20 protein-coding genes are annotated in these 22,482 nt (G+C 40.1%); 13 read left to right on the plus strand and 7 right to left on the minus strand.

The window, feature by feature from the left end; all coding sequences use genetic code 11:
* The first annotated feature begins 52 nt into the window (after positions 1–52).
* The 7 genes from KQI66_RS08405 to KQI66_RS08435 all read left to right on the plus strand — a co-directional run bounded on the left by KQI66_RS08405 (position 53) and on the right by KQI66_RS08435 (position 7,024).
* Positions 53–451 carry a DUF5684 domain-containing protein gene (locus KQI66_RS08405; protein ID WP_216428505.1) on the plus strand — a complete coding sequence of 133 codons (399 nt, stop codon included), beginning with the start codon at positions 53–55 and terminating at the stop codon, positions 449–451.
* Between the two features lie 305 nt (positions 452–756).
* On the plus strand, positions 757–1,707 hold the full coding sequence (gene argC, locus KQI66_RS08410; RefSeq protein ID WP_216428507.1) for an N-acetyl-gamma-glutamyl-phosphate reductase: 951 nt from the start codon (positions 757–759) through the stop codon (positions 1,705–1,707).
* Between the two features lie 8 nt (positions 1,708–1,715).
* Positions 1,716–2,930 (plus strand): bifunctional glutamate N-acetyltransferase/amino-acid acetyltransferase ArgJ, encoded by a 1,215-nt coding sequence (gene argJ, locus KQI66_RS08415; protein WP_216428509.1) that lies wholly within the window; start codon positions 1,716–1,718, stop codon positions 2,928–2,930.
* Between the two features lie 34 nt (positions 2,931–2,964).
* Entirely contained in the window at positions 2,965–3,831 is an 867-nt protein-coding gene (argB, locus tag KQI66_RS08420; RefSeq protein WP_216428511.1) for an acetylglutamate kinase, read from the plus strand.
* Positions 3,828–4,991 (plus strand): aspartate aminotransferase family protein, encoded by a 1,164-nt coding sequence (locus KQI66_RS08425; protein WP_216428513.1) that lies wholly within the window; start codon positions 3,828–3,830, stop codon positions 4,989–4,991. Before argB ends, KQI66_RS08425 begins: the two co-directional genes overlap by 4 nt.
* A 204-nt stretch (positions 4,992–5,195) precedes the next feature.
* Positions 5,196–5,720 carry a VanZ family protein gene (locus KQI66_RS08430; protein ID WP_216428515.1) on the plus strand — a complete coding sequence of 175 codons (525 nt, stop codon included), beginning with the start codon at positions 5,196–5,198 and terminating at the stop codon, positions 5,718–5,720.
* Positions 5,721–5,899: 179 nt separating this feature from the next.
* On the plus strand, positions 5,900–7,024 hold the full coding sequence (locus KQI66_RS08435; RefSeq protein ID WP_216428516.1) for an SLC13 family permease: 1,125 nt from the start codon (positions 5,900–5,902) through the stop codon (positions 7,022–7,024).
* 5 nt (positions 7,025–7,029) lie between these two features.
* Here KQI66_RS08435 and ilvD read toward each other — a convergent pair whose 3' ends face one another.
* The 7 genes from ilvD to larA all read right to left on the minus strand — a co-directional run bounded on the left by ilvD (position 7,030) and on the right by larA (position 15,354).
* Entirely contained in the window at positions 7,030–8,697 is a 1,668-nt protein-coding gene (gene ilvD, locus KQI66_RS08440) for a dihydroxy-acid dehydratase (RefSeq protein WP_216428518.1), read from the minus strand.
* Positions 8,698–8,725: 28 nt separating this feature from the next.
* A complete protein-coding gene (ilvC, locus tag KQI66_RS08445) occupies positions 8,726–9,712 on the minus strand; it encodes a ketol-acid reductoisomerase (RefSeq protein ID WP_216428520.1) in 987 nt (328 codons plus the stop codon).
* Between the two features lie 87 nt (positions 9,713–9,799).
* Positions 9,800–10,306, minus strand: a complete 507-nt coding sequence (ilvN, locus tag KQI66_RS08450) for an acetolactate synthase small subunit (protein ID WP_216428524.1) — start codon at positions 10,304–10,306, stop codon at positions 9,800–9,802.
* Between the two features lie 14 nt (positions 10,307–10,320).
* A complete protein-coding gene (gene ilvB, locus KQI66_RS08455; protein WP_216428526.1) occupies positions 10,321–11,976 on the minus strand; it encodes a biosynthetic-type acetolactate synthase large subunit in 1,656 nt (551 codons plus the stop codon).
* 561 nt (positions 11,977–12,537) lie between these two features.
* Positions 12,538–13,701, minus strand: coding sequence for a UxaA family hydrolase (locus KQI66_RS08460; protein ID WP_216428527.1), 1,164 nt, complete (start codon positions 13,699–13,701; stop codon positions 12,538–12,540).
* A 47-nt stretch (positions 13,702–13,748) separates the two neighbouring features.
* Positions 13,749–14,051: a UxaA family hydrolase gene (locus KQI66_RS08465; RefSeq protein WP_216428529.1), complete on the minus strand. Its 303-nt coding sequence runs from the start codon at positions 14,049–14,051 to the stop codon at positions 13,749–13,751.
* A 31-nt stretch (positions 14,052–14,082) separates the two neighbouring features.
* Positions 14,083–15,354: a nickel-dependent lactate racemase gene (larA, locus tag KQI66_RS08470; RefSeq protein WP_216428538.1), complete on the minus strand. Its 1,272-nt coding sequence runs from the start codon at positions 15,352–15,354 to the stop codon at positions 14,083–14,085.
* Between the two features lie 465 nt (positions 15,355–15,819).
* Between larA and KQI66_RS08475 the strand changes: the two genes are divergently transcribed.
* The 6 genes from KQI66_RS08475 to KQI66_RS08500 all read left to right on the plus strand — a co-directional run bounded on the left by KQI66_RS08475 (position 15,820) and on the right by KQI66_RS08500 (position 22,435).
* Positions 15,820–16,818: a hypothetical protein gene (locus KQI66_RS08475; protein WP_216428540.1), complete on the plus strand. Its 999-nt coding sequence runs from the start codon at positions 15,820–15,822 to the stop codon at positions 16,816–16,818.
* Between the two features lie 262 nt (positions 16,819–17,080).
* Complete coding sequence (locus KQI66_RS08480; RefSeq protein ID WP_216428542.1) at positions 17,081–17,797, plus strand: hypothetical protein; 717 nt, start codon at positions 17,081–17,083, stop codon at positions 17,795–17,797.
* Positions 17,798–18,103: 306 nt separating this feature from the next.
* The gene (mraZ, locus tag KQI66_RS08485) at positions 18,104–18,532 is read left to right on the plus strand and encodes a division/cell wall cluster transcriptional repressor MraZ (protein ID WP_216428544.1); all 429 of its coding nucleotides are present in this window, start codon (positions 18,104–18,106) and stop codon (positions 18,530–18,532) included.
* Positions 18,533–18,582: 50 nt separating this feature from the next.
* The gene (gene rsmH / locus KQI66_RS08490) at positions 18,583–19,515 is read left to right on the plus strand and encodes a 16S rRNA (cytosine(1402)-N(4))-methyltransferase RsmH (protein WP_216428546.1); all 933 of its coding nucleotides are present in this window, start codon (positions 18,583–18,585) and stop codon (positions 19,513–19,515) included.
* 17 nt (positions 19,516–19,532) lie between these two features.
* Positions 19,533–20,087: a septum formation initiator family protein gene (locus KQI66_RS08495; RefSeq protein ID WP_216428548.1), complete on the plus strand. Its 555-nt coding sequence runs from the start codon at positions 19,533–19,535 to the stop codon at positions 20,085–20,087.
* A 5-nt stretch (positions 20,088–20,092) separates the two neighbouring features.
* Positions 20,093–22,435 (plus strand): peptidoglycan D,D-transpeptidase FtsI family protein, encoded by a 2,343-nt coding sequence (locus tag KQI66_RS08500; protein ID WP_216428551.1) that lies wholly within the window; start codon positions 20,093–20,095, stop codon positions 22,433–22,435.
* Positions 22,436–22,482 lie beyond the last annotated feature (47 nt).

Consider the following 22,482-nt stretch of genomic DNA (forward strand, 5'->3'; position numbering starts at 1 on the left):
AAAATGTATAATTCGATTGTAAACGATAATAAAATTAAAAGGAGGATGTTTTATGAGCTATTATCCAGATACAGCACCAAGCTATATATGGTCATTTATTGGTGGAGCATTTTCAATGGCATATACTGTTTTTATAATTATACTCGTAATTCTTGAAGTTGTAGGACGTTGGAAAATGTACGAAAAGGCAGGAGAACCCGGATGGGCATCATTAATACCTTTTTACAGCAGCTACGAGCTTTATAAAATCGGCTGGGGACATGGCTGGTATTTCCTTATCGGATACATACCTATTGTCGGAGTTGTATTTTCAATAATGCTTTCAATAAAGCTTGCAAGAGCTTACGGAATGGGAACAGGCTTTGCTGTCGGTCTTATACTTCTTCCGAGCATATTCCATATGATTCTCGGTTTTGGTGATTCGACATATTACGGACCGGTGGAAGGTTAAAAATAAAATAATGTGATTTTGGAGAGAGTCTGAAAAGGCTCTCTTTTTGCATATATACGAAATTTTATGCAAATATGCTGCATAAATCTAAATACTGTGATTGGAAAAATGATACTAAATCAGCCTTGAATATTAACTTAATTTATTGAAAATTCCATTATTTCAATGATAAATAGTAAAATTATATAAAGAAAACAGCTATGGGTTGTTAATTTTATGTATAATTCAGCTTTATGTACTCTTGCATTTTTATACGCTATACGGTATTATATACATTAATTTAAATGAGCCGAGGAGTGATAATAATGAATAAAAAAACGAAAATATTTATTGACGGCAAAGAAGGTACAACGGGCTTAAGAATATATGACAGACTTGCCGCAATGGAGGATATTGAGCTTATCGTTCTCTCGGAGGAGGACAGAAAGAATACAGAAAAAAGAAAAGAAGCAATAAACGCAAGCGATGTTTCGTTCCTTTGCCTCCCCGACCAGGCGGCAATAGAGGCGGCAGAGCTTGTTGAAAATAATAATACTGTGCTTATTGACACATCAACTGCACACAGAACCGATCCGGAATGGGCATATGGAATGCCGGAGCTTTCGGAAGAGCTTAAGAATAAGCTTATCAATTCAAAGAGAATTGCGGTTCCCGGCTGTCATGCAAGCGGATTTATAGCTCTTGTTTATCCGCTTATAGAAAAAGGCTTTATTGCTGATGATGTAAAGCTTACCTGTTTTTCGCTTACAGGTTACAGCGGCGGCGGAAAAAAGATGATTGCACAGTATGATACGATTGTTGTAAGAGATGAAGCACTTAAAGCTCCAAGACAGTACGGACTTACACAGAACCATAAGCATCTTAAGGAAATGAATGCAATAACGGGATTAAAAACAAAGCCTGTGTTTTGTCCTATAGTTGCCGATTATTACAGCGGTATGGAGGTAACTGTTCCTATATTTAAGGAGGATTTGTTAAACGGACATACGGCAGAAGATATTAAAGAACTTTATAAAAATAAATATAACGGAAAATTAATTACATATAAAGATGTTGATGAAGAAAACGGATTTATGACTGCCAATGCGCTTTCCGGATATGATAATATGTTTGTTTCGGTCAAAGGAAACGATGACAGAATACTTCTTACCGCAAGATATGATAATCTCGGCAAAGGAGCATCGGGAGCGGCAGTTGAATGTCTTAACTATATACTTGGAAGAGAAATTACTTACGGATTAGACATAAAGGAGTGACATATATTATGAAAAAAATTGAAGGCGGCGTTTGTGCGGCAAAAGGATATAAAGCAGGCGGTGTTCACTGCGGTATAAGAATGAACACAACAAAGAAGGATTTGGCACTTATAATAAGTGATAAAGAGGCATCGGCTGCGGCTGTATATACACAGAACCTTGTTAAAGGCGCACCTATTGCCGTTACAAAGGAAAATATTAAAAACGGTAAAGCAAAAGCAATTATCTGCAACAGCGGAAATGCAAATACATGTAATGCCAATGGCATTGAAATTGCGGAGCAGATGTGTGAGCTTACGGAAATATATACAGGCATAAGCAAAAAAGATGTTGTTGTTGCATCAACCGGTGTAATAGGACAGCCTCTTGACATAACACCAATCGCAAACGGCATGGAGGCACTTGTTGCTTCTCTCGGATATGATAACAGCCATGATGCCGCAGCGGCAATTATGACAACAGATACAGTTGAAAAGGAAGTTGCATACAGCTTTGATATTGACGGAGTAGAGTGCAAAATCGGCGGTATCGCAAAGGGTTCCGGAATGATTCACCCTAATATGGCTACAATGCTCGTTTTTGTGACAAGCGACGTTGCTATTTCACCTGAGCTTCTCCAGAAGGCACTCAGTGAAGATGTCCAGACATCTTTCAATATGATTTCGGTTGACGGAGATACATCAACCAACGATATGGTAACTGTGCTTGCCAACGGTATGGCCGGAAATAAGGAAATAACAGAAGAAGGTGCGGCATATGATGAGTTCAAAAAGGCTCTTAATGCCGTAACTGTAAACCTTTGCAGAAAGATTGCCGGTGACGGTGAAGGTGCATCTAAGCTCCTTGAATGCAAGGTAAGCCATGCAAAAACAGACAAAGCCGCAAAGGGTGCCGCAAAATCGGTTATATGTTCATCACTTCTTAAAGCGGCTATGTTCGGTGCAGATGCTAACTGGGGACGTGTACTCTGTGCTCTCGGTTACAGCGGTGAAGATATTGATGTAAATAAGATAGATGTAAGCTTTAAATCTGCAAAAGGCGAAATTCCTGTATGTGTAAACGGTTCCGGAATTGAATTTTCGGAGGAAAAGGCTAAGGAAATACTTCTTGAAAAGGAAATTGAAATACTTATCGACCTCAAAGACGGAGAATATAGTGCAACGGCATGGGGCTGTGACCTTACATATGATTATGTAAGAATAAACGGAGATTATCGTTCATAAGTGTTTTAATCAAAAATATTCGGAGGTAGATAAAATGGAGCTTACTAATTTACAGCGTGCGGAAACAATCGTTCACGCACTGCCATATATACAAAAGTACTACAATAAGGTAGTTGTAATTAAATACGGCGGAAACGCAATGATAAATGAAGACCTTAAAAAAGCGGTTATGAACGACATAGTTCTTCTTTCGCTTATAGGCGTTAAGGTTGTTCTTGTTCATGGCGGTGGCCCGGAAATAAATTCAATGCTTAACAAAATAGGCAAGAAGAGCGAGTTTGTAAACGGACTTCGTGTTACAGACGCGGAAACAATAGATACGGTGCTTATGGTGCTTGCCGGAAAGGTAAATAAGAGCCTTGTAAATCTTATTGAATGTACAGGCGGAAAGTCTGTCGGCCTTTGCGGCCTTGACGGACACCTTATTGAGGCGGAGACACTTGATGAAAAGCTTGGATATGTAGGAAAGATAACAAAGGTAAATATTGATCCTATAACAGACCTTCTTGACCATGGATATATTCCTGTTGTGTCTACACTCGGCTGTGATATGGACGGACATGTTTACAATATAAATGCGGATACGGCTGCGGCAAAAATTGCGGCAGAGATGAAGGCGGAAAGCCTTATTTCAATGACGGACATCTGTGGAATACTTATGGATCAGCATGATCCTTCAACACTTGTTACTAACATAACTCCCGAAAAGGCACATAAGCTTATGGAGGACGGCATAATACAGGGAGGAATGATACCGAAGGTTGAGTGTTGTCTTGACGCAATAGAGGGCGGAGTAAACAGAGTGTTTATTCTTGACGGTACAAAGCCTCATGCGATACTTATGGAAATGCTTACCGATGAAGGTGTCGGAACAATGTTTGTAAGGGAGGAAAACAAATGAATACAATAGAAAGAGATAATACATATGTTGCTCATGCTTACGGACGTTTTCCGATAAGCATTGTTGACGGACATGGCTCAATACTTGTTGATGAAAACGGAAAAGAATATATAGATTTCGGAAGTGGAATAGGTGTAAATATTTTCGGAGTAAATGACGAGGTCTGGAAAATGGCTGTAATAGACCAGATAGAGAAGGTTCAGCATACATCAAATCTTTACTATACTGAGCCTTGTACTAAGCTTGCAGAGCTGCTTTGCGAAAAAACCGGAATGAAAAAGGTATTTTTCTCAAATTCGGGAGCAGAGGCAAACGAATGTGCAATAAAAGCGGCAAGAAGATATGCTTTTCAGAAATACGGTGATGGACATTCAACAATTATTACATTAAAAAATAGTTTTCACGGCAGAACAATAACAACTCTTGCCGCAACAGGACAGGAGCATTACCATGAGGAGTTTACACCTTTTACAGAAGGCTTTGTTTATGCCGAGGCAAACAATATAGAAGATGTAAAACGTCTTGCAAAGGAAAATAAATGTATAGCCGTTATGGTGGAAATTATACAGGGCGAAGGCGGTGTTTGTCCGCTTACAGAAGAGTTTGTTAAAGCCGTAAGAGAGTTTACGGAAGAAAACGATATGCTTATGATTGTTGATGAGGTGCAGACAGGCAACGGCAGAAGCGGTATGCTTTATTCATATATGAATTATGATGTTATGCCGGATATTGTTTCAACAGCAAAGGGCATCGGCGGCGGCCTTCCTCTCGGAGCAACTATGCTTGGTGAAAAGGTTAAGGATATATTTACACCCGGTTCTCATGGCTCAACCTTTGGCGGAAATCCGGTCAGCACAGCCGGTGCGGTTTCCATAATCGAAAGAATAGATGACAAGCTTCTCGCAGAGGTTCGTGAAAAATCAGTATATATATTTAATGAGCTTGGAAAAGCAGACGGAGTTGAAGAAGTTACGGGAATGGGCCTTATGATAGGTATTAAATGTAAAAAGCCTGCCGGTGATGTTTTAAAAACCTGTATGGATAACGGACTGCTTGTGCTTACGGCAAAGGATAAGGTAAGACTTCTTCCGGCACTCAATATTGATTTTGATGTACTCAAAAAAGGAATAGATATACTTAAAAAAGCAATAGCGGAATAACAGATTTAGCCTCAATCTTAGTTGATTGGGGCTATTTTCTGTTCAAAAACGCAATTATTAGAACAGCTTAAGAATTTCGAGAGAATTCGTCAGATTTTTTTAAGATTGTTGTAATTAATATTAAAGCTTACATACATATATTTTTAAAAATCCTTTGTTATACTTGATTCATAAAATAAATCAAGACGAAACGGAGGATTGGACATGTGGAAAAAGAAAGATATTTATGATAAAGCTATATTTGGATTGTTTGTATTTTATATACTTGCAATGACATGGATTATCCTCTTTAAGTCGGTTATGCCGTCGGAGTTTTATTCAATAGTCGGCAGCAGAAAAATCAACCTTATCCCGTTTGTGGATATAATAGTAGGAAAACCATACAGTATGTTTGAGATAATAGGAAATGCAATAATTTTTATCCCCTTTGGCATTTTCACAAGCATGATACTCAAGAACACAAGTATCAGCTCAAGAATAATGCTTGGTGCTGCACTGAGTTTGGTATATGAGCTGATACAATTTGTTCTTGCTATCGGAGTTACAGATATAACAGACGTTATATTAAATACTCTCGGAGCGGCAATCGGTATTGCGTCACTTTCGGCAATGCGTGCATTGATAAAAAGTGAGTTTAATCTCCGAAAAACAGTTGTTATCTGTTCAACAGCCGTATGTATACCTTCGGCAATGCTTGTGCCGGTGCTTTCGGTTATGTGGCTCAGATAATCGCATACAACCATTAAGTTGTTTACATAGATGATATATGAATGAATTCCCCTTTAACGGAAACCGCAGATCTAGAATGACCTGCGGTTTTTGTTTGTATGAAATATAAAATATCTTGAATAAATTGATTTTTTATATAAAATATTATTTGTTATATTAATTTTTAAGAGGTGTTTAATATGAGCTTAAAGCATTTTATAAAACAGGAAACAGTTCTTTCTGTTGCAATAGTCCTTGCCGTTATATCTGCATTTTTTGTTCGTCCCGATAAACAGTATATCAGTTATATAGATTTTCGTACACTTGCTATTTTATTTTCATTGATGACAGTTATGGCAGGCTTGCAAAGACATGGCGTTTTTGACAGAATGGGACAGAAAATGATTACACATGCCGGTGGAATACTTCAGATTGTTTTTGTTCTTGTAGGTTTATGCTTTTTTGGAAGTATGTTTATTACTAATGATGTTTCGTTGATGACATTTGTTCCGTTTACATTTGCTATAATGGACAATGTAGACGAAAAAACACGTAATAAGTTTGTGCCGACCATTGTTTGTATGCAGACGGTTGCGGCAAATCTTGGAAGTATGATGACACCTATAGGAAATCCGCAGAATTTATATCTTTACAGTAAAAGCAAAATGAGCATTATTGAATTTATGAGGATTACATTTCCGTATACATTTGCATCATTAATATTGCTTACTATATGGTGCGTATGTTTTTTTCGTAGAAAAAAAGAAAAGCTTGTGATAAATAATAAAAAAGAAATAGTAACGGCTGATTATAAAATTATTGTGCTTTATATAATTTTGTTTATGGTATGCTTGCTGTGTGTTATACATATTTTGCCATACTATATAGTGTTTGCGATTGTTTTGTTATGCACTTTGTTTTCAGATAAAAAAACACTCATAAAAATTGATTATTCGCTTCTTTTAACTTTTACAGCCTTTTTTATATTTATAGGGAATATAGGCCGTATTCCTTTGTTTTCTGAATGGTTAAAGAAAATATTATATGGTAGGGAAGTTATTGTTTCTGTTGCTGCATCACAGATAACAAGTAATGTTCCGGCAGCATTATTGCTTTCTGGATTTACCGATGATATAAGGGCATTGGTTATAGGAACGAATATAGGTGGATTAGGCACACTTATTGCCTCAATGGCAAGTCTGATTTCATATAGGTTTATTGCAAGAAAAATGCCGCAGAATAAAGGGGAATACTTTAAGATGTTTACCGCATCAAATGTAATATTCCTGATTATTCTGCTGGCAATATGGGGTAGGATTAAATAGATGGTTTAATTTTTATATTCCAACACAGCACCACGGCTTCCGCTTGTTACAAGAGCGGAATATCTTGAAAGATAGCCTGTTGTTATTGAAGGCTTTTTAGGTGTCCAGTTTTTGCGTCTTTCTGCAAGAACCTCATCGGAAACATCAACATTTATTGTATGCTCGGGGATATTGATTTTTATTATATCGCCTTCTTCGACAAGAGCGATGTTTCCGCCGACTGCTGCCTCCGGAGATACATGTCCGATAGATGCGCCTCTGCTTGCACCGCTGAAACGTCCGTCTGTGATGAGTGCAACGCTGCTACCGAGACCTCTTCCGGCGATTGCGGAGGTAGGAGAGAGCATTTCACGCATTCCGGGGCCGCCTTTAGGTCCTTCGTAACGGATAACAACGACATCTCCGGCATGGATTTTTCCTCCGTTGATTGCGGCAACGGCATCTTCTTCGCAGTCAAATACTCTTGCCGGGCCTTCATGTACAAGCATTTCCTCTACAACGGCCGAACGCTTTACGACGCAGCTTTCGGGAGCAAGGTTTCCTTTTAATACTGCTATACCGCCTGTCTTGCTGTACGGGTTTTCGGCAGGACGGATTATGTTTGTGTTGAGATTTTTGCAGTCCTTTATGTTTTCTCCGACGGTTTTGCCTGTTACGGTCATGCAGTCTGTGTTAAGCAGACCGAGCTTGTTTATTTCGTTCATAACCGCATATATTCCGCCGGCTTCGTTAAGCTCTTCGATATATGCGTGTCCGGCAGGAGCAAGATGACAAAGGTTAGGTGTTCTGTCGCTTATTTCGTTTGCAACCTCGGGACTGAGAACAATTCCGCATTCGTTGGCGATTGCCGGAAGATGAAGCATACTGTTTGTACTGCATCCGAGTGCCATATCCATTGTGAGTGCATTCATAAATGCCTCTTTTGTCATTATATCTCTTGGTCTTATATCTTTTTCAAGAAGCTTCATTACTGCCATTCCGGCTTCTTTGGCAAGACGTATTCTTTCCGAATATACTGCCGGTATTGTTCCGTTTCCTTTAAGTCCCATGCCAAGCACTTCGGTAAGACAGTTCATACTGTTGGCTGTATACATTCCGGAGCATGAACCGCAGGTAGGACAGGCTTTTTTCTCAAACTCTAAAAGCTTGTTGTCATCAATAAGTCCGGCGTGATATGCACCGACAGCCTCAAACATGCTTGAAAGGCTTGTTTTTTCTCCGCCGACTCTTCCGGCAAGCATAGGACCGCCGCTTACGAATACAGTCGGTACATTTATTCTCGCCGCAGCCATAAGAAGGCCGGGAACATTTTTGTCACAGTTGGGAACCATAACAAGTGCATCAAAGCCATGTGCAACTGCCATAGCCTCGGTTGAGTCGGCAATAAGCTCTCTTGTTACAAGTGAATATTTCATTCCGACATGTCCCATTGCAATGCCGTCGCATACTGCGATAGCAGGGAACACAACGGGTGTTCCTCCTGCCATTGCAACTCCGAGCTTTACAGCCTCAACAATTTTGTCAAGGTTCATATGTCCCGGAACAATTTCGTTATGTGAGCTTACAATGCCGACAAGCGGCTTATTCATTTCTTCTTCTGTGAAACCGAGAGCATTAAAAAGTGATCTTCTCGGTGCTGCGTCTACGCCTTTTCTTACTGAATCGCTTAACATGGGTTTTCCTCCTTTACCTTTAAATTTATTATTTCATTCGCATGTGGCTTCTGAGCTCTGCGCCTACTGTTTCTGAAAGATGTTCCTTCTGCATTCTTCTCATTGCATTGAAGTGAGGTCTGTTTGCCTGGTTTTCAAGTATCCATTCCTTAGCAAAGTTACCCTGCTGGATGTCGCTGAGTATTCCTTTCATTGCTTTTCTTGTTTCGTCTGTGATTACTCTCGGGCCTGCTGTGTAATCGCCGTATTCGGCTGTGTCGCTGATTGAATTTCTCATGAATGACATACCTTCTTTAACAACAAGGTCGATGATGAGCTTCATTTCGTGCATACATTCAAAATATGCACTTTCGGGCTGATAGCCTGCCTCAACAAGTGTATCAAAGCCTGCCTTCATAAGGGCACATACACCACCGCAGAGAACTGCCTGTTCACCGAAAAGGTCTGTTTCTGTTTCTTCTTTAAATGTAGTTTCAAGAACGCCGGCTCTTGTTCCACCGATAGCGTCTGCATAGGCAAGGGCGGTCTGTTTTGCTGTTCCTGTTGCGTCCTGGTATACTGCGATAAGCATAGGAACGCCGAAACCGTCAAGATATGTACTTCTTACTGTGTGACCGGGTGCTTTTGGAGCAACCATGATAACGTCAACATCGGCAGGAGGAACGATCTGTCCGTAGTGGATATTGAAACCATGTGCAAAGGCGAGTGTAGCACCTTTTTTGAGATAAGGCTTGATGTCGTTGTTGTAAAGCTTAGCCTGTGTTTCGTCGTTTACAAGAACCATAACAAGGTCGGCTTCTTTAACTGCCTCATCTGTATTCATAACCTTAAGTCCGGCTGCCGCTGCACGTTCTTTGCTCTTTGAGCCTTCGTAAAGACCGACTCTTACATCAAAACCGCTTTCCTTAAGGTTGAGTGCATGGGCATGTCCCTGACTTCCGTATCCGATAACAGCTACTTTCTTTCCCTCTAAATATTTTCTTTCTGCATCCTCTGTGTAGTACATTTTAGCCATAATAATTTTTCTCCTTTTTCTTATATAATAGATTTTTAATTATTTATTTTTTTAAAATTTCTTCATTTATATAGTTAACATATTTAATTATGCTGTTGCTGTGTCAAAGAGACAGTTTGTACCTCTTTCGAGTGCCACAAGACCTGTTCGGCAGCATTCAAGTATGCCGTAATCTCTTATGCAGTTAAGAAAGGCATCAAGCTTTCCTGTTTCTCCTGTAAGCTCCATACATACAGAGCTGGGTGACATATCAAGTATTTTGCTTTTGTATACGGCGGCTGTGTCGAGAACCTCTCTGAGTCTGCCGGAGGTATTTACTTTTACTATCATAAGTTCACGCATTATTGTGTTGTCCGGCTCTAAAAGCTCGGCTTTTTTTACATCATAGAGCTTTGAAAGCTGTTTAAGGAGCTGTTCTCTCTGATGCTCATCGCCCTTAATTGTGATAGTAACTCTTGCATATCCCGATTTTTCTGTTTCGCCGAGAGAAAAGGTATCAATAACGAAATTTCTCTGTGTCATAAGTGAGGAAATTCTTGTAAGAACCTCTGAAGGATTTTTAACCATAAGTGAAACTGCGAATTTACTGTTCATTTTAAACAACTCCTTTACTGTAACATTATATTATCTGCTGAACCGTTGGGTGGTATCATAGGAAGGACATCTGCATTGCTGTCCGTTAAACATTCAATAACAACCGTTGATTTCAGTTCAAAAGCTTTTTTGACTGCCGATTCAAGATCGGCTTCGTTTTCTGCTCTCATACCGTATGCACCGAAGGCCTCTGCCAGTTTAACAAAATCGGTTTTTCTGTCCGGTATGGTTGCCATAAATCTGTTTCCGTAAAATCTTGTCTGCCACTGTCTTATCATTCCGAGACGTTTGTTATTCATTATTACTATAACAAGCGGAAGGTTCTGTGAAACTGCTGTTGCAAGCTCGTTTAAGTTCATTCCGAAACTGCCGTCGCTTGTTATAAGTACTGTCTGTTTTCCCGATGCCATACAGGCACCGATTGCACCGCCAAGACCAAATCCCATTGTTCCGAGACCGCCGCTTGTAATGAATGTTCTCGGCTTTCTGAATTTGTAATACTGTGCTGTCCACATCTGATGCTGACCTACATCGGTTGCTACCGGTGTGTCGTCTGCCGCAAATTTGTTTACTGTGGCAAGCACTGTTTCGGGAAGAAGCTTATCTGTTTTTGGTCTTGTGCAGCTTACTTCCTTCATTGCCTCAACCTCTGTGTGCCATTGTAAATTGTTTTTTTGTTCAATGTGTTCTGTAAGGTACTTTAGTGAGGCTTCCAAATCACCGCATATATTTAAATATGAGTTGATGTTTTTTCTCTGTTCTGCGTAGTCGATGTCGAGATGGATTATTTTTGAATTTTCCGCAAATCTGTTTTTGTTTCCTGTTGCTCTGTCGGTAAATCTTACTCCGGCGGCGATTATCACATCGGCTTTATCAAGTGCCGTTGTGGCTTCGTATGATCCGTGCATACCGCTCATTCCGAGATAACGTGGACTTTTGCTGTCCATTGCCGTAAGTCCCATCATTGAGAATGCTGCATATGCGTCTGCCTTTTCGGCAAGCTCTGTTACGCTTTCGGAGCAGTCGGCGTTTATAACTCCGCCTCCGCAATAGAGGATAGGGCGTTTGCTTTCGTTTATCAGCTTTACTGCCTCATTAAGAAGCTCTGTGGAAGGGCAGGGTGGACAATCTTTTTTAACAGCAGGCTGTGGTGTGTATTCAACTGTTGCTGTCTGTACGTCTTTCGGAATGTCCACAAGCACCGGTCCTGGACGTCCGCTTTTGGCAAGTCTGAATGCCTCTCTGATTGTGTCGGCAAGGTCATCAATGTTTTTGATGATGAAGTTATGCTTTGTTACCGGCATTGTCAAACAGATTGTTGCGACCTCCTGGAAGCAGTCGGTTCCGAGAAGCTCGGTAGGAACATTTCCTGTTATTGCAACCATCGGTATTGAATCTGCATGGGCTGTTGCAAGTCCGGTCATAAGGTTTGTTACTCCGGGGCCGCTGGTGGAGATACATACGCCGATGTTTTTTCCTATTCGGCTGTAACCGTCTGCCGCATGAGCCGCTCCTTGTTCATCAGCGGTAAGTACGTGGTGAATTCTGTCCTGATATTTGTATAATGCGTCATATATATTTAAAACCTGTCCTCCCGGATAACCGAAAACCGTATCTACTCCCTGTTCCAGAAGAACCTCCATAACTATTTCACTGCCTTTTAAAAACATATCCTTAATCCTCCATGTAATTTTGAAAACAAAAAAGCCCTCACAGCGTATTGGCTGTGAGGGCTTCGTAAAAGTAATTCGCTTTAAATCAATGCCGTCATATTAATACCAATTCGCTTTTTACCAACACAAATAGCCTCATCAATGATGAGGATAATAATGCTAATAATGACATTTGCGAACATAGTATTGAACATGATGATTGATCTCCTTTCGTGAATTATAGTCTGCTGAAATTAAGTGTTTGAATTGACACTAAGTATAAAGACTAAAAAATAGTTTGTCAACATTAAAATTCAAACGGTATAAAGTATTAAAATAAGTACAATATAGCGTAATGAATAAAAACTCTGCTTATTATGATTGCTTTTAATATTATATTTTGACAAAACTATGCTTTTATAAAAAAGCAATTTATCCGATATAATAATTTTATAATACTTTTGTACCGGCTTTTTGTTGCTGTATTATGGCAAGAAAAAGCCCCTGCGAGCTTTCTGAAACTGAAAAACAGGACAAACTCACAGGGGTAATTTTCATTTATTTAAGAGAATAATATGCTTAGATAACGGGTCCGAGACAGTGAATATCGATTGATGTACAGTACTGGATAGCTTCGTTCTTAGTCATCTTTCCGCTTAATGTGTCAAGAAGTCTTGCGAAAGCTTCCTCGCCAACCTGGTCGATAGTCTTGTCGCCTGTAAGAATTAAGCCGGCATTGATGTCCATATCCTGCTCCATTCTTGTGTATGTATTAGGGTTACCGCAAATCTTGATAACAGGCATGCTGGGGAATCCCTGCGGAGCTCCACGTCCTGTTGAGAACATCATACACTGAGCGCCTGTTGCTGCCATACCTGTAAGGATTTCAGGCTCACGACCGGGAGTATCCTTGATCCAAAGACCTTTCTGGTTAGTAACTCTTTCGGTATACTCAAGAACGCCCTGGATAGGTTTTGTACCGGATTTCATGATAGCACCGAGTGATTTTTCTTCGATACTTGAAAGACCGCCTTCAATGTTACCGGGAGTAGGCTGACCCTTTCTCATATCACAGCCAAGAGATTTTGCTCTTGTTTCCATGTTGTTAACGATTTCGAAAATCTTATCGCCGACTTCTTTATTAACACCTCTTCTTGCAAGAAGGTGCTCGCCGCCGATGAATTCTGTTGTTTCACCGAAGATAACTGTTGCACCGAGGTCAACAAGTTTATCTGCAACATAACCGATTACGCAGTTTGATGCCATACCGCTTGTTGTGTCTGAACCGCCGCATTTGATTGACATAACGATGTTTGATACGTCAACGGGCTGTCTCTGAAGTCCGGAAACCTCAATAACAAGCTGTCTTGCGATGTCTGTACCAACCTGGATAGCCTTGCTTACGCCGCCAAGCTCCTGGATGTGTATAATTTCAACGTGTTTTCCTGTTGCGGAAATTTCTTTAACCATACGCTCATGGTCTGTACCTTCACAGCCAAGGCTTACGATTAATACAGCGGCAGCGTTGGGGCTGCAGCCGATGCTGATAAGTGTATCTGTTACTCTTTCAAGATCAGGAGGAAGCTGACAGCAGCCCTGATGATGTAAATATGTTACAGTGCCGAGTACCTGACGATGAATAGCGTTTGCTACGTCATTTGCACAAGTAACACTGGGAATAATTGCTACATAGTTACGAGCTCCGACTTTTCCGTCAGGACGTACATAACCCATAAATTCCATAGTTAATATCTCCTTTCGTAATTAGAAATGATAGTATTTCGGTTAGATCAATCTTTCCAGTCTCCACGTCCACGCATACTGTCGAGGTTATGAACATGAACATATTCGCCTTTTTTGATGTCCTTTGTTGCGATACCGATTTCTTCACCGTATTTGATGATGAGCTCGCCTTTTTTGATGTCTCTTACGGCGATTTTGTGGCCGTAGGGTACATCTCCGATTACCTTTGTAAAGTCAGACTGACCTTTTTTGTCACGGATTTCTACTTCAGTTCCGTCTGTGATGCCATTTGCAAAGATGGTTGCAACATTGTCCAAATCTGTAACTTTAAGTGCTAAATTAAGACTCATGTTTTTGTTACTCCTTTCATTATTTAGGATTTTATACTGCAAGTACGCTGACACCGTCAGGTACAACTACTACTTTAGCATCTCTGCCTTTTATCTGATAAGCAATTTCAAGTGCTTCATCGGGAGTTTTGGCAGGAATCATATTTGCTTTCTTGACAAGCTCAGGGTCAAGGAAGGTTGTAACAAGAATTAATTTATGTTTCTTGAGTATTCTTGAATAGATCTGAGGGCACCACTGCTCTGCGATAGTCTGGTCAGCGGGAATCTTTGAAAGATATTCGTCGATTTCTTCGGGAGTACCGAGAGTTATGAGTCTTTCAAAGTTTGTACCACCCATACCGTCACAGCATGAGCAAACCATAATGATTACACCGTCATCGCCGGCATAAACCTCAGCTGTTGAAGCTCCCTTGGGGCTCTGATAGAGGTTCTGGTCAAGAGGATATCCGCCGTTTGATGTAATAACGATGTCTCCGTGGATAGTTTCGCACTGTGAAAGACTACGGATAAATTCAACGCCTTTTTCATGTGCTTCTTCAAGATCGCCTGCGAATGCGGCAATAACTTTTTTCTCTGCATCAAGAGCAACATTAAGTATAAACTGTACGTTTACTGTTCTTGCGGCAACGACCATGTCCTTGTGGATAGGGTTGTTCTCGAGAACGCCTGTCTTTGCGTAAGGGCTTGAAATAGCCTTGAAGCAATGGTTTTCATTTACTGTTGTTGAGTTACAGATGCCGGGAAGAATACTCTTTCTTCCGCCTGAGAAGCCTGCAAAGAAATGAGGCTCGATAAAGCCTTCTGTTATAAGAAGATCTGCCTCAGCGGCAATCTTATTTACATAGAATTCTGCACCGGAAGGAAGATCGCCTAATTTAACAAACTGCTCAGGATTGAAAGCATCGTTAGCAACGATCTTTTCGTTGTCTACGATAGTATCGCCGAACATTTTACGCTGTTCTTCCTCTGTTGTAGGTCTGTGAAGGCCTGTTGCGATGAGGATTGTAATGTCTGCATCGGGATTACCTTCTCTGATTCTTCTGAGAAGAATGGGAAGTGTAATTTTGCTGGGAACGGCTCTTGTGTGGTCGCTTGTAACGATAACGATGTTTTTCTTTCCGACAGCAAGCTCAGTAAGAGTTTTGGAGCCGATAGGGTTATCAAGAGCGTCCTCAACAAGCTCAGCCTCGCCTTTAGCTGCTTTGTATTCGTGCATTTTTGCTGTAATGACTGCTTTTAAATTTGCTTCGTCAACGTGAAGATCTACTGTTTCTTTGTAATATGGAAGCTTAATTGTTTTCATATTATGTCTCCTTTCCATATAGTAGGTAAATAATTTTTAAAATCAAAGTATGATGTATACATGATACTTAATACTTAAATAAATTATAAACCAAATTTGAATTTAGTCAACACAAAAAAAGACTTAAATCAAACTTTATACAGGTTGAACAAAATATGTTTCTATAAAAGTACAAAATGACGCAAATTTAAATTGTGTACAAAAATTGATTGTGAAACAAGTGCAAAACATAGCTGATTAAATTATGCAATATATACAATAGAAAAGTTGCTTTGTATTTATTTTAATATCTTATATCAGTATTATACACTAAAAAGCTGTTTAATGGAATAGCTTTATTGTTAAAATGTATAACGGGTTTTATAGCAAAATATTTTCTTAATTTTATCTTTCGTTTTACATAAGTATATTGTTTAATGGGATTTATGCGGTTAAAATAAGGAAAATGAAAGGAGAGTAAACCAAATGAAAAAAATTATTATTCCGGTTGTTGCGGCAATGCTTGCAATCACAGGTTGTTCGGGAGCGAATAATGGAAACAACACGGCAAATAAAACCGAAGGAAACGGAGAGGCACCCGTATACTGCTTTGTAGGCGGAATACTTGCAGGAAGCTGGGAAAACGGCCAGTGGGTATCTCATAACGATGTTGACGGAAATATGGACGAAAACAGTGGACATCAATATAAAATAGGAGAGGTTCTTTCTGTCGATGGCTACAATATGTGGTACAACGAGGAGCTTGAGGGTAAGGGCGATACGCTTATCTATTACGGTGGATATGGCAATGACGGTATGGACAACTTTTCGACAGAGGGCGAGGATGGCTCAAGAAGCATTAAAATGCCCGTTGATAAGGACAGTGCTTTAGCACAGCTTGACTTCCCCCAGTACGCATTCTATTCACGTTTTTCATACGATAACGACAACTTTGACAATGTATCTGTAAGCACAGACAAAAACATTGCACCTGAAAATGTAAATACAAAGGCTAAGCCAAGCGAAGCTTCGAAAAATGCAATTAAAGAATATCTTGAAAAGAACGGAATTACAACAGCACCTAATTTAACACAGTGCTTTGAGGCTGATTTTGACGGCGATGGAAAGCTTGAACAGATCGTTGCGGCAAACACACCTAAGAATGAAAATTATGTTCCCAGCTTTGTTGAGGACGGAACAAAGGAAACTGACGGAATCGGCAGCTATGCCGTTGCATTGTTTGTGGACGATAACGGAAGTGCAAAGCCTGTTTTCAGCGAAATAAGACCTTTTGAGGGCGAGGAAAATGCTTATATGCATTACAACCAGAATATAGTTATAAACGGCGTTTACGACATTAACGGCGACGGTAATTATGATGTATGTATAGTATATGCAGATTGGGAAAACGGTCACGTTTTGGTAAGCGCAATGGATGAAAAGGGCGATTATCAGACAGTACTCAGAGGCAACTTCGGAGCATAAAAAACTAAGGAGAAATCAGAATTTCGACTTGTTTAAACAGAAGTGTGAATAGCTCGTTCCATCGGCGGATTTCACTCGGAAAACCACTGACTGTGCAAGATGGCACAGTTGCGAAGCAACTTTCGTTTACGAAAGTCATGACTATTGTTTTCCGAACCTTTCCGCTATATAAAGAATATTTTTATATAAACCGCGGAATTTATTTTCTGCGGTTTTTTTATGTGTTATAATGATAAAAATATTATATTAGGAGGTTATGATTATGAGTGAATATTATATTGCAAGCTGTGTTTTTACGCCTAAGTTTCCTGAAATAAGCGCTAAAATACAGAAGTACATAAGGGAAAGATACGGTATGACCATTGTCCGCTGTTGTGTTCCGAATTATAAGCTTGACGAGATTGCGCAGAGAGTGCCCGAAAAACACCGTCCAGATTGGCTTGCATTGCCGGATTGTGCGGATTTTAAAGCCGGCGATACAGTATATTCACTCTGCCATAACTGTTCAAATATAATTGAAGAAACAAAACCGGGAGTAAATGTTCCGTCACTTTGGGAGCTTATTCTTTCCGATGATAAATTTGTTTATCCCGATTATAGCGGAATGAAGGTAACAATTCAGGACTGCTGGAGAGCAAAGGAAAGAATTGATGAACAGAAGGCTGTAAGAGAGCTGCTTAAAAAGATGAATATTGAATTTGTTGAGCTTAAGGACAATTTCGAGAAAACCGATTTCTGCGGAATATCGCTTTACAGACCTCAGCCTAAGAGAAATCCTACTCTTGCACCAAAGCATTATGTTGACGGTGCTGTCGGAAAATTTGAACCGCATACTCCGGAAGAGCAGAAGAAAATAATGGAGGATTACTGTAAACAGTTTACAACGGATACGGTTGTGTGCTACTGTCATTATTGCCATGAAGGACTTGAGCTTGGCGGAATGAACACAAAGCATATTGCGGAGCTGTTATTTAAATAAAATGAATTTAATTTGTTCATTAAGGATACGCCTTTTATTAGGTTGTATCCTTATTTTATTGCAAAAAATACGGCGTAAGTTTATTTGGATTTGATATAGAAAATGTCAGACAAAAATGACTAAAAATTATGTACATATAAGTAATTTTTTAATAAATAATTTGTTTGGTGAATACTTGTTTTTTAAGCTTCTTTTTTATATAATGGTTGTAAGTGGTGAAAAGTGGTGTATATGAGGCAGATTAGGGTGAAGCTAATCTATTGCATGGCATTACAGGTCATTAATTTGTTTCCGGAGGTGATAAAAATGTTCATAGGTGAGTATTCGCACAGCCTTGATGCTAAGGGCAGACTTATTGTGCCTGCAAAATTCAGGGAAGAGCTCGGTGAACATTTTATTATGACCAAAGGAATAGATAAGTGCCTTTATATATATCCGAGAAGCGAATGGGAGATTTTCGAAAATAAGCTTCGTGAGCTTCCGCTTGCCAATGCCAATGCAAGACGATTTACACGTTTTTTCCTGTCCGGAGCTGTCGAATGTGACACAGATAATCAGGGCAGAATAATTATACCGCAGAGCTTAAGAAACCATGCCGGACTGACAAAAGAGGTTGTTTCGGCCGGTGTCGGAACAAAGATAGAGGTCTGGAGCAAGGATAACTGGGAGGCAGAATGCAATCCTGATAACCTTGACGACAGCATTGTTGAATCAATGGGACTTTTCGGTATCTGATTGACAGCTGTTACGGTATATTGCCGCTGACTCTTACGGAGGGATAAATTTTGGAATTTAATCATATATCGGTTCTTTTGAACGAATGTATAGAAGGACTGAATATTAAAGAAAACGGAATATATGTTGACGGTACATTGGGCGGCGGCGGCCACAGCAGTCATATAGCCGCAAAGCTTACAACGGGCCGTCTTATAGGAATAGATCAGGACACAGACGCAATACAGGCGGCATCAAAAAGACTTGAACCGTATAAGAATGTTTTTACAGCCGTTCACAGCAATTTTTATAATGTAAGAGAAGTGCTTGACAATCTCGGCATTGAAAAGGCAGACGGATTTCTGTTGGACCTTGGTGTTTCGTCATATCAGCTTGATGAGGCAGACAGAGGTTTTTCATATATGCACGATGCGCCTCTTGATATGCGAATGAACCGTGAAAATGAATATTCTGCATGGAACGTCGTAAACGAAAAGAGCGAAAAAGAGCTTAATGACATAATATTCAAATATGGTGAGGAAAAATGGGCAAAAAGAATTGCACAGTTCATTGTGCAGGAGAGAGCAATAAAGCCTATTGAAACAACCTATGAGCTCGTTGAGGTAATCAAGAAAGCCGTTCCCAAGGGAGCAAGGCGTGACGGTCCTCATCCGGCAAAAAGAACCTTTCAGGCAATCAGAATAGAAGTAAACGGAGAGCTTGCCATATTGGACAAGACTGTTGACGATATGGTGGCATTACTTAATCCCGGCGGAAGGCTGTGCATAATAACATTCCATTCGCTTGAGGACAGAATTATTAAAAACGCAATGAAACGACATGAAAATCCGTGCGTATGTCCGCCGGAATTTCCGGTGTGTGTATGCGGAAAAAAACCGGACGGAAAGGTTATAACAAGGAAGCCTATACTTCCTTCCGATGAAGAGCTTGAGCTTAATCCGAGATCGAGAAGTGCAAAGCTCAGAATACTTGAGAGAATATAATTTTGGGGGCTGTAAATATGCGTGAAAGAGAAATAGCATATACAGATTTTTCGGAAAGAAAAAAATATAGTGGTTATAATGCGGGAACAGCCGCTTATGATATAAATTTTGAAAAAAGAATACAGGAAGAAAATAAACGTATTTTAATGGAAGAAAGACGTAAAAAAAGAATAAAGATGGAAAGAGCAGAGGCACGCCTTAATGCAAAACAGCTTGTTATGCTTGCGGCTTCCGCCGTTATTTTCTGTGCCGGCTGTATTGTTTCCATAATAGGAGTTTCTTCCGTTGCTGAAATGAGATATTCAATACAACAGCTAAGAAATGATCTTAGTACAATACAGAATGAGAACATTGTTCTTTCATCTGAAATCAGTGATACGATTAATCTTGAATATATCGAGGACAGAGCAATTAATGAGCTTGGAATGACGGAACCTCAGAGTTATCAGATAAGAACAATAACTGTACCCGAACAGAGCTACACAGTTCAGTATGATGATGATTCACAGGATAATGTTAAGGTAGACGCGGAGCTTGTTAAAGAATTTTTCTCTAACGTCCGAAAGGATTGATAAAGTTGTCAAAAAACAGAATACAGAAAAACAGAAGGATAAAACGTCAAAGGATTATCCTTTTAGCTGCTGTTGTACTTCTTTCGGTTTTGTTTTTAAGAATTGCTTTTCTTAAAATCGTAAAGGGCGAAGAATACGAAAATGCGGCAAAATCACAGCAGACGGAAAATTACGATTCAACGATAGTTGCCAACAGAGGATCGATAGTTGACCGTAATAATCAGGCATTTGCGGTCTCCACAAGAGTTTACGACCTTGTTATGGACGTAAGAGTGCTTGTTCAGTATGATTCCGAAGAAATAGAAAAAACGCTTACAACTCTTTCACAGCTTGATTTTGTAAGCCTTGATTATAACACACTTAAGAGCTATACAATTCTTGATGCTAACGGAAAACCGGCAGAGGACACACATTGGAAGGTGCTTGCAAAGAAGCTTTCCCGTGAACAGAAGGAACAGATAGAAAGCTATAAGCTTAAAGGTATAGTTTTCGGTGCCGATACAAAGCGAAGCTATCCGCTCGGAACGGTTGCGGCCGATGTAATCGGTTTTATACGAGGAGACAGCTCATGGGGACTGGAGAGCGAATATAATACAGAGCTTTCCGGTGTAAACGGACGAGAGTTTAAGACATACGACGGAAGCAGTTCTGCCATTATACAGACGATAGATGCACAGGACGGTTCAACCGTAGTAACCACATTGGACTATACAATACAGCAGTATGCCGAACAGGCAGTTCAGAAGGCCATTGCCGATTACAATCCACAGCATGCGGCTGTTCTTGTTATGAACCCGAACACAGGCGAGGTTTATGCAATGGCGGATTCTCCGACCTTTGATGCCAATAATCCTTCCGATCCTACAAAGGTTAATACAACGGAGGCTTTTGCATCACAGTGGAGTGAAATGTCCGATGAGGAACAGTTTAACTATCTTTATGATAGTTGGACAAACTTCAATATTTCTCATACATTTGAACCGGGTTCTATATTTAAACCGATGGTTGTTGCGGCGGCTCTTGACGAAGGAGTTATATCCGAAACGGATACCTTCTATTGCGACGGTATGAAAACTGTATATGACCGAGATATAAGCTGCTGGCAGAAATCCGGACATGGAACGGAAACTGTTGAGGACGTTCTTGCAAATTCCTGCAACGTTGCAATGATGGATATAGGACAGAAGATGGGAGTACATCTTTTCTATAAATATCAGAGAGATTTTGGTTTTGGTGAAAAGACCGGAATAGACCTTCCCGGTGAAGCATCGGCATCAACGCTTCTTTATAAAGAAGACGCAATAGGCCCGGTTGACCTTGCCACAATGAGTTTCGGTCAGTCATTTAACTGTACATCAATACAGGTGCTTAACGCATTTTCTGCCGTTATAAACGGCGGTAACCTTATGCAGCCGTATGTTGTTTCAAAGGTTATTGATTCAAACGGCAATGTTACATATGAAAAAAGCCCTACTGTTATAAGAAAGGTAATAAGCAAGGAAACAAGTGATACCGTAAGAAAATATCTTCAGGCGGTTATTGATACAGGTACAGGCAACAAGGCAAAAATCGAAGGCTACGCAATCGGCGGTAAAACCGGTACAGCACAGCAGGCTATCCGTTCAAATGAAGAATATACAGTAACCTTTGTAGGCTTTCTTCCTGTTGATAATCCACAGATAATAGCTATCGCAATTATAGATAAGCCTTCTATATATACAGAAGGTTCTGCATCTGCGGCACCTATGCTTAAAGGACTGCTTGAAAACATTATTAAGTATCTTGGTATAGAAAAAACAGAGGCGGTTACATCTTCAAAGGCGGCAGAGGAAAATACTGTTGTTCTTGATGATCTTACAACATATACAACAAATGAGGCTATTTCTTATCTTGTAAACAATAACCTTAATTATCAGGTTGTCGGCGAAGGCAGTCAGGTAACAAGCTCGGCACCTCATACCGGAACCGAAGTACAGGAAGGTTCGACAATAATCCTTTATGTAACCAAGGCTGCCGGAGAAGATAATACAGTTCAGGTTCCCAACGTACTCGGAAGGAGCTATAACGAGGCTGTTGCGGCAATAATGAATGCCGGACTCGGTGCGGTAATAAACGGTGATGAAAACGGAGTTGTTGTAAGCCAGAGTCCTAAAAAAGGTGAAACCGTTTCACCGGGAGAGGATATAACGCTTACGTTTGAGGTAACCGACAGCGGTATCACAGAATCCGGTGGCGGTTCAAATACCGATACGTCATCAACCGATACTTCCGGAACATCGAATACACCGACTGTTACAACGCAGAAGGTCATAACAACCACAAAGAAAACAGGCAAAATAGTTAAATAATAAAAAATAAGTGCATTCAAACCGTTTTGTGATATGAATGCACTTTT

The sequence above is a fragment of the Anaerotignum sp. MSJ-24 genome (assembly GCF_018918145.1).
Taxonomy (GTDB): domain Bacteria; phylum Bacillota; class Clostridia; order Lachnospirales; family Anaerotignaceae; genus Metalachnospira.

Coding starts and splice junctions, on each gene's coding strand:
- KQI66_RS08405 (WP_216428505.1), top strand. CDS start 53: ATGAGCTATTATCCAGATACAGCACCAAGCTATATATGGTCATTTATT.
- argC (WP_216428507.1), top strand. CDS start 757: ATGAATAAAAAAACGAAAATATTTATTGACGGCAAAGAAGGTACAACG.
- argJ (WP_216428509.1), top strand. CDS start 1,716: ATGAAAAAAATTGAAGGCGGCGTTTGTGCGGCAAAAGGATATAAAGCA.
- argB (WP_216428511.1), top strand. CDS start 2,965: ATGGAGCTTACTAATTTACAGCGTGCGGAAACAATCGTTCACGCACTG.
- KQI66_RS08425 (WP_216428513.1), top strand. CDS start 3,828: ATGAATACAATAGAAAGAGATAATACATATGTTGCTCATGCTTACGGA.
- KQI66_RS08430 (WP_216428515.1), top strand. CDS start 5,196: ATGTGGAAAAAGAAAGATATTTATGATAAAGCTATATTTGGATTGTTT.
- KQI66_RS08435 (WP_216428516.1), top strand. CDS start 5,900: ATGAGCTTAAAGCATTTTATAAAACAGGAAACAGTTCTTTCTGTTGCA.
- ilvD (WP_216428518.1), bottom strand. CDS start 8,697: ATGTTAAGCGATTCAGTAAGAAAAGGCGTAGACGCAGCACCGAGAAGA.
- ilvC (WP_216428520.1), bottom strand. CDS start 9,712: ATGGCTAAAATGTACTACACAGAGGATGCAGAAAGAAAATATTTAGAG.
- ilvN (WP_216428524.1), bottom strand. CDS start 10,306: ATGAACAGTAAATTCGCAGTTTCACTTATGGTTAAAAATCCTTCAGAG.
- ilvB (WP_216428526.1), bottom strand. CDS start 11,976: ATGTTTTTAAAAGGCAGTGAAATAGTTATGGAGGTTCTTCTGGAACAG.
- KQI66_RS08460 (WP_216428527.1), bottom strand. CDS start 13,701: ATGGAATTTATGGGTTATGTACGTCCTGACGGAAAAGTCGGAGCTCGT.
- KQI66_RS08465 (WP_216428529.1), bottom strand. CDS start 14,051: ATGAGTCTTAATTTAGCACTTAAAGTTACAGATTTGGACAATGTTGCA.
- larA (WP_216428538.1), bottom strand. CDS start 15,354: ATGAAAACAATTAAGCTTCCATATTACAAAGAAACAGTAGATCTTCAC.
- KQI66_RS08475 (WP_216428540.1), top strand. CDS start 15,820: ATGAAAAAAATTATTATTCCGGTTGTTGCGGCAATGCTTGCAATCACA.
- KQI66_RS08480 (WP_216428542.1), top strand. CDS start 17,081: ATGAGTGAATATTATATTGCAAGCTGTGTTTTTACGCCTAAGTTTCCT.
- mraZ (WP_216428544.1), top strand. CDS start 18,104: ATGTTCATAGGTGAGTATTCGCACAGCCTTGATGCTAAGGGCAGACTT.
- KQI66_RS08495 (WP_216428548.1), top strand. CDS start 19,533: ATGCGTGAAAGAGAAATAGCATATACAGATTTTTCGGAAAGAAAAAAA.